Source organism: Streptomyces sp. SID3343 (assembly GCF_009865215.1).
Classification (GTDB): domain Bacteria; phylum Actinomycetota; class Actinomycetes; order Streptomycetales; family Streptomycetaceae; genus Embleya.
On sequence record NZ_WWJX01001038.1, the window covers coordinates 1 to 7,043 of the forward strand.

Here is a 7,043-nt window from a genome sequence, read left to right on the forward strand (position 1 = left end):
CGCAGCCGTGGAGCGCGCGGGCCGAGGACCTGTGGGGCCGCGGCGGCGGACCGTGGCGGACGCACCACCTGGCGGTCGCGCTGCACGCGCGCGCGTACGACCTCGAACTCGCGGGCGACGCGGGGGCCGCTTTCCCGTACTGGAAAAGGGCGTTGGCGCAGTGGGCCGGCCTCTACCACGACAGCGCGTTCTGGGATCGCCTGCACGAGCACCTGGAGGCGGTGACCGGTACGCCGGTGGGACCGGAGGTGATCCAGGAGGCGCGCGAGCGGTTGCCCCGCGACCTGCTCGCGCCGCATCTGACCCTGGCCGGCAACCACCGCGTGGACGATCCGCCCCGTGCCCGCGCGCACCTGGAACTCGTCCGCGAATCCGGCTTTCCGCTCTCGGCGGTGACCCGGGCGCGCTCCGAACTGGTCCGCGAGGCCCTGCGCGAGGTCACCCGCGACGTCGAGGAGGGCCGGTTCGACGACGTCGTCGAACTGCTCGAATCCTGGCTGCGGGTGGACCCCACCAACGTCGAACTCGCCCGCGCCCTGCTGTACGCGACCCGGCAGCGGATCGAGATCGTGGTGGCGGCGCCCGGATGGCCGGCGAGGATCGCGCCGCTGGTGGAGCGGGTGGCCCGGATGGTGCTGCCCGCGTGGGACGACGTGGGCACCCCACAGGGCTCGTTCGCGGTCGAACTGGCCCGGCACGAGTACTGGCGCGGGATCGTGGTGCGCGAGCGCGAGTCGGGGCCCGCGAACGATCCGCCGATCCTGGAGGAGGCCGCTCTGCGTTCGGGTCGACACCTGCTGCGCGCGATGGAACTCGACCGCGATCTCGCGCTCAAGAGCATGTATCGCGATGTGGAGCAACTCGCGGCCGAGGAGTGGGCGCTCGCCGCGACCGCGCGGCAACGCCAGGGCGCGCGCGACGTCGACGTGCGCGACGCGCTGCGCCGCGCGCTCGCGATGTCGGCGCCCGGGCCGTGGGGACGACTGTTCATGGCCCGGGTACTGATCAACCTCGCCGAGACCACCCGCGACGACCTGCTGACCGCGCGCCGGCTCGCGGACGAAGTGGCCCGGGACCCGGACGCGAATCACCCCGACATCGTGAACGCCCTGCGTGGCGTCGTGCTTTCCCTGGCCACGGCACACGGCCCCGAATGGAGTTGAGCGGATGAGCGGCACCGGCGGCACCGAGAGCGAGGGCGCACGGGAGAATCCCTGGGCCTGGCGCGAGGGGCGAAATCCCTATCGTGGTACGGCCTTTCAGGTATTGGATCTTGATCCCGACCTGACCGGGCGGGCGGCGATCAAGGCCCGAGTGCGCAAGCGGCGGCAGCGGATCATCCGCGGCGCGGAGCGCTTTCCCGTGCACGGCCGGGTGCTCGACGTCGCCGAGGTGAATGCCGCGGAAGAGGCGATCAACGATCCGGCCGGTCGACTGCTCGCCGAACTGCTCACCCACCGACCCGAGCCCGAGGGCGCCGATCCGGCCGAGTTGGCCGAGGAGTTCGCCGAGTCGCAGCCGCCGGACCTGCCCGCGCCGCCCAAGGTCGCGATCGACCGCAGCGTGCTCGCGGGTCTGACGCCGGCGCCCGCGCCACGCGAGTTCGTACCGCTTTGGATCGAAGAGGGGGAGCAGTGACGGAAATGGCGCAGGGCCGGGAACGGATCCCGGCCGATGCGAAGGCGGTCGGCGGTCCAAGGACAGGCGACGACCCGAAGGCGGCCGGCCACCCCACGGCCGGGGGCGACGCGAGGAGCGACGGTGATCCGATGGCGATCACCGAGACCGAACGCGTGGTCCCGGACCGGGCGATCGATCCGCCGTTCGCGCTCGTGTACGACGTCGTACGGCGCGCGGCGCGCGAACGCGAGGCGGGCCGTGCGGAGATGCGCAAGCGGCTGGACGCCGGCCACGAGCGGTACACCGGTCTGGCGGCCGATGCCGCGGTCGCGCTGCACGAGCTGCGCGGATGCCTGGACGGTGAGCCGGTACCGACCGTGCTCGCGTCGATCGCGCGGCGGTTCGCGACCGCGCTGGATCGGGCCGGGGTGCGGTTCGACGACCCGGTGGGGGAGGCGTACGCGGCGGTCGGCCGGCGGGTGGATGTCGCGCACGCGCCGGACGAGGGCGACGAGGGGCGGATGATCGTCGCCAAGACGCTGCGGCCGGGAGTGTTGCTCGACGACGGCGAGGTGATCCGGCGCGCGCAGGTGGTGCTGGGCTTCGTGCCGACGCCGGCGCAGCGCGAAGGGGCGGCCCACGCCCGGGTCGCGGCCGACGCGCGCGTGGAGGCCGCGGACGCGGTGGCCGAGCACGTGGAGCCGGTCGAGGCGCGGGAATCGGCCGAGGCAGCGGAACCGGTCGAGGCCGGGGAGCCGATCGAGCCCGAGCTGCCGGCTTCGCCGAGTCGGCCGCAGACCCGCAAGGGCAAGGGGCGCAAGCCCCCGCGCGGTCCGAAGACGGCCCCGGAACCGGCCCCGGAACCGGCCTCGGAATCGGCCTCGGAACCGGCCTCGGAACCGGTCGCCGACCCCGACCGGAAACCGAACCCGACCCCGGAGGCGAACGGCACGCGCCCGGCCGGGGACCCGACGCAAACCCCTCGCCGCACGGGCGAGGAACGCACGGACAACGAAGGCGGGACCACCGGATGAGCATCGTCGTCGGCATCGACCTCGGCACGACCAACTCGTGCATCGCCATCCCCGCCGATACCGAGATCCCCGACAAAGAGGCCCTGATCGCGGCCCGCAGGCTGCGTCTCGTGGGCGATTCGCTCGTGGTGACCAATCCGGATCGATCCCCGACCACCCCGTCCGCGGTGTGGATCGACCCGAGCGGCAAGCCCATCGTGGGTCTGCTGGCCAAGAACAAGGCGCGGCTGCCGGGTGCGCCGCCCGCGATGTTCTTCAAGCGGAACATGGGTACCGACCAGGTCGTCACGGCCGGACACGCGCGGCTGACCCCGCTCGAAGCCTCCACGCACATCCTGCGCCACCTCAAACAGGTCGCCGAGGAGACGCTCGGGGTGCCGGTCGAGCGCGCGATCGTCACCGTGCCCGCCTTCTTCGAGACGCGCGCCAAGAACGAGACCACCCGAGCCGGCCAGGCGGCGGGCCTGGAGGTGGTCGAGACGCTGATCGAGCCGGTGGCCGCCGCGCTCGCCTACACGCACGAGCGGGCCCGGGAATCGAGCCTGCCGCAGACCTTCCTGGTCTACGACCTCGGTGGTGGCACGTTCGACACGTCCGTGGTCACGTGGGACCCCGAAGTGGGCTTCGAAAACCGCTCGTTCAGCGGTGACCGCTACCTGGGCGGATTCGACTTCGATCGGCGGATCGTGGCGTGGATCGCCGAGCGGCTGCCCGAGTACGACCTGACGATCGACTCGGAGAACCCCGCCGACCACAAGGTCGAGGCGCAACTCCTGTCGGTCGCCGAGGGCGCCAAGCACGACCTGTCGCGCTACCCGGAGACGGAGATCGTCAGCCAGTACTGCGAGGACCGCGCCGGTACCCCGATGAACATCGGACTGCCCATGCGCCGCGAGGAGTTCGAGGAGTTGATCGCGGATCGGATCCGGGGCACGCTCGACGATTGCGACCGCGCGCTGGCCCGAGCGGGGATCGGCGCCGACGACCTGGACGAGATCGTGATGGTCGGCGGCTCTTCGCGGATCCCGCTGGTGGCGTCGATGCTCGCGGAGCACTTCGGGCACACTCCCCGGTTGCTCAACCCGGACCTGTGCGTCGCGCTCGGGGCCGCGCTCAAGGCCGCGAACGTGCCCAGTCGCAGGGGGCATCTGGAGTTGGACCGGCCCGAGGCGATGCCGCCGGAGACCGACGTCGGCGGCCGGGTCCTGGCCGGGCCCGACCTCGCCGAGCCGGCCGGCGCGCAGGTCGTGCTGACGTCCGACGACGGCATGGTGTGGCTTCAGGAGACGGCGGACGACGAGGGCCGCTTCCTGTTCGCCGACGTGCCGTTGCGCGACGGGCGGGAGAACGGCTTCACCGTGCAGGTCACGGTGAACGGGCGCGAGGTCGAGTCCCGTCGGCTGGTCGTCGAGCCGAGCGAGAAGCCGCGCTCGGACGCGACGGGCGACGTGCTCGCGCACGACTTCTCGGTCGAACTCGTGGACGGGCTGCACGTGGTGGTGCGGGCCGGGACGATGGTGCCCTATCGCACCGACTTTCGCCTGGAGACCGCGTCGCAGGGGTCGAACCTGCGGGTGGGCCTGGTGGAGGGGCTCGTGCCGATCGGTGAGGTCTCGATCCGGGACCTGCCCGCCGACGTCGCGGTGGGTTCGACCGTCGAGGTGACCCTGGAGTTCGAGGCCGGCTGGACGATCCGGGCCGAGGCGCGGTTGCCCAGGGTGGGCGCTCAGGGCAGCGCGGTCATCGACATCCCGCGCCGGGAGATCCCCGGGTGGCCCGAACTGGCCGAGCGCCACCGGCTCGTCGCGGACGGGTGGGCCCAAAAGCGCGACGCGATCCCGCCCGCCGACGCGATGCGGGTGGGCCCCGGGCTGGACCGACTGTTGGCCGAGATCGAGGGGCTGGTGCGGTACCGGGTCGACCCGGGCAAGGCGCATCACAAGATCCTGGAGGCGGAGACGCTGGTCCAGGGGCTGCGGGTGGCCACGCCCGCGGGGCACGCGCTGCATCCGCCGATCGGCGAGTTCGAGGACAACCTCGCGTTCCTGGCCCGGCTCGCGGATCGGCTCGCGGACCACGACCCGGCCGAGGCGGAGCGCTTTCGCGGCGCGATCCCGGGACTTCGGGCGACCGGGCGGGCCGCGCACGCGGCGGGCAACAAGATGGACTGGCATCTCGCGAACGAGGCCGTTCGGGACCGGGTCAACGCCGCCGAACGGATGCTGCACGGCGGGCAGTCGCCGCAACAGTTCTCCGCGGCGGAGTTCCAGGTCGCGGTGCTTCAGGAGGTGGAGTATCTGCGCCGTTCGATCCGGGAGATGGACCAGGCGTCGGGTGGCCGCCACCACTTCGAGGCGGACGGCTTCCTGGACGAACTCGACGCGATCGCCGACGACACCGCGGCGGCGGACGTGCGGGAGGAGGCTGCGGGCAACCGAAGGCTCGTGGAGATCTACCGGGGTCGGATCATGCCGTTGAGGGCGCGGGCCGATCGCTGGATGGAACAGGTCAGGGAGGGCTCCCCGCACATCGGGCTGCGCCTCCCGAAGAACTCCCTGGAGAAGTGACATGGCGTTCGCGATCACCTGCCCCCTGTGCCGTCACCGCATCGCGGATCTGAGCGAGCGCTGCCCGTCGTGCGGCGGCGACCTCGCCGCGCTCGCCGGCCTCGTCGATCTGGCCGACCGACATTTCAACGACGCGGTCCGCGCCGCGCGGGTCGGCCGCTGGAACACCTCGGCCGAGCATCTCGCGGTCACCCTCGCGCTCAATCCGGCCGACGCGGAGGCTCGCCAACTCCTCACGAAGGTGCGCTACCACCAAGACCCGAAGACCCTCCCGAACCGACTGTGGCACAAGGCCAGGATCCGTCTGCCCTACGGCGAACGGCTCCCGGCGCAGTTGCCGCGGGAAGCCGAACTGCGGCGCTTCCTCGACAACGCGGCCCGACGCCTGGCAGCGCGCAGATCGACGGGTCGGGTGCCCTGAGCAGGCTGCGGCCCGGTGACGTTCGACCATGTGTCCGAGCCGGTGCGCCGGTCGCGGCGCGGCGCGATCCGGTGCGCCCACGGGGGACGTCCCGACGCCGGGGCCGGCCCTCGACCGCGACCTAGCATGAAGGGATGAACCGGGAAGAGTTCGACCGGCTGACCGCGATCGCCGACAGCGTGCGCGCACCGTCCAACTACAAGATCGAGATCAGCGACGGCACGCTCGTGATGACGACGGGCCCGTCGGGGATCCACGAGTTCATCGTGCGGCGGCTGCGCGCGCGCATCGAGCAGGGCATCGCCGGCCGGGCCCAGTGGTCCGGCATGGCGGTGCACGGCGGCATGGACGTCACCACGGCTGACTTCCCCACCTACTGAGCACGCGGCCGACCGGTGATTGCGGGTTGGCAACGCCGAGGGTGGAGGCTTGGGCCGTGTGGCGAGAATGAGGGGACGAGGCCGCAGGCGGTGTTGCCTCCGCCGGAGCCGGGGGATTGAATGCCGAGGTCGGGGCGCCGGCAGCGTGTGCGCGAAGCCGCCGGAATTCTGGAGTGGTGGGCACGATTGGTCGTGGGCACGGTCGCGTTCGCGCTGGGCCTGATGGTGGTGGGGTTACTCGTGGCGGTCTACACGTGGGACCACTCGTCCGACCGAGGCGGTCCCGATGCCCGACGCGGGGGCCCGAGTGCCCCGGCGACCGGGCCACAGGACGACGACGACAGGAAACGGCGGCTACCGCGGATGGAGGCGCGCGAGTCGATGACGTCGGCCTTTCGCGTCATCGTGCACCTGCCCGCGCAACACACCGACACCAGGTGTTGGCAGGACGATTCGGCGAGGCCCGCGCCCAAGACCGGCTACGTCAACGCGATCTGCACGATCACCGCGACCGTGTGGAGCGAACGGGACACCGACGAACAGGCGAAAAGCGAACTGTTCGAACGCGCCGCCAGGCAGCGCGGCCTGATCTCCACCCTCGACCGGTGGACCCGCCCGCAGCCCGCCCCCGACCCACGTCCCTTCGCTCCGCCCCCGCCACCCGGAGCAGGCGCCGCACTGCCCGTCGTCGACACGCCCGACGACGAGCCGGTCCCCACCGTTTCACCGACGGCCGACCGCCCCCTGCCCTACGCGCTCCGGGCCACCCTGACCACGAACTACCGCACCGAGGTACGCCTGCCCTGACCAAGGGCCGATCGTCTCGGCCTCACAGCATGTGGTCGGCCGTTTCCAGGATGGTGCGTAGGTCGATGGCCGCGTCGCATGTGGCCCAGGTGGACAGGGCGGCGCCGCCCAGGGCGATCAGGGTGGCGGCGCCCGGGGGGGTCCACGGGGTGGGCCACGCGGACGTGGGTGACGGGCGCAGGAGGGCGGCGACGCGGCGCGGGACCGGGCCGCC

Annotated in this window: 7 protein-coding genes and 1 pseudogene; 7 read left to right on the forward strand and 1 reads right to left on the reverse strand. The window is 72.3% G+C overall.

The genetic code is table 11. The features are described from left to right. The 7 genes from GT354_RS32535 to GT354_RS32565 form a co-directional block, all read left to right on the forward strand. Positions 1-1,163: hypothetical protein (locus GT354_RS32535; RefSeq protein WP_161359971.1), on the forward strand; the 1,163-nt coding region annotated here is incomplete at its 5' end. A 4-nt stretch (positions 1,164-1,167) separates the two neighbouring features. Next, the gene (locus GT354_RS32540) at positions 1,168-1,638 is read left to right on the forward strand and encodes a hypothetical protein (protein ID WP_161359972.1); all 471 of its coding nucleotides are present in this window, start codon (positions 1,168-1,170) and stop codon (positions 1,636-1,638) included. A gap of 131 nt (positions 1,639-1,769) precedes the next feature. Beyond that, positions 1,770-2,654 carry a hypothetical protein gene (locus tag GT354_RS32545; RefSeq protein WP_161359973.1) on the forward strand — a complete coding sequence of 295 codons (885 nt, stop codon included), beginning with the start codon at positions 1,770-1,772 and terminating at the stop codon, positions 2,652-2,654. Continuing rightward, positions 2,651-5,221, forward strand: coding sequence for an Hsp70 family protein (locus tag GT354_RS32550; protein WP_161359974.1), 2,571 nt, complete (start codon positions 2,651-2,653; stop codon positions 5,219-5,221). Before GT354_RS32545 ends, GT354_RS32550 begins: the two co-directional genes overlap by 4 nt. A gap of 1 nt (position 5,222) precedes the next feature. After that, the gene (locus GT354_RS32555) at positions 5,223-5,642 is read left to right on the forward strand and encodes a hypothetical protein (RefSeq protein WP_161359975.1); all 420 of its coding nucleotides are present in this window, start codon (positions 5,223-5,225) and stop codon (positions 5,640-5,642) included. 134 nt (positions 5,643-5,776) lie between these two features. Continuing rightward, positions 5,777-6,022 carry a hypothetical protein gene (locus GT354_RS32560; RefSeq protein WP_161359976.1) on the forward strand — a complete coding sequence of 82 codons (246 nt, stop codon included), beginning with the start codon at positions 5,777-5,779 and terminating at the stop codon, positions 6,020-6,022. A gap of 120 nt (positions 6,023-6,142) precedes the next feature. Further along, complete coding sequence (locus GT354_RS32565; RefSeq protein WP_161359977.1) at positions 6,143-6,829, forward strand: hypothetical protein; 687 nt, start codon at positions 6,143-6,145, stop codon at positions 6,827-6,829. A 22-nt stretch (positions 6,830-6,851) separates the two neighbouring features. Here the strand turns inward: GT354_RS32565 and GT354_RS32570 are convergent. Next, positions 6,852-7,043 (reverse strand): annotated as a pseudogene (locus GT354_RS32570) (M56 family peptidase); the annotation flags it as partial.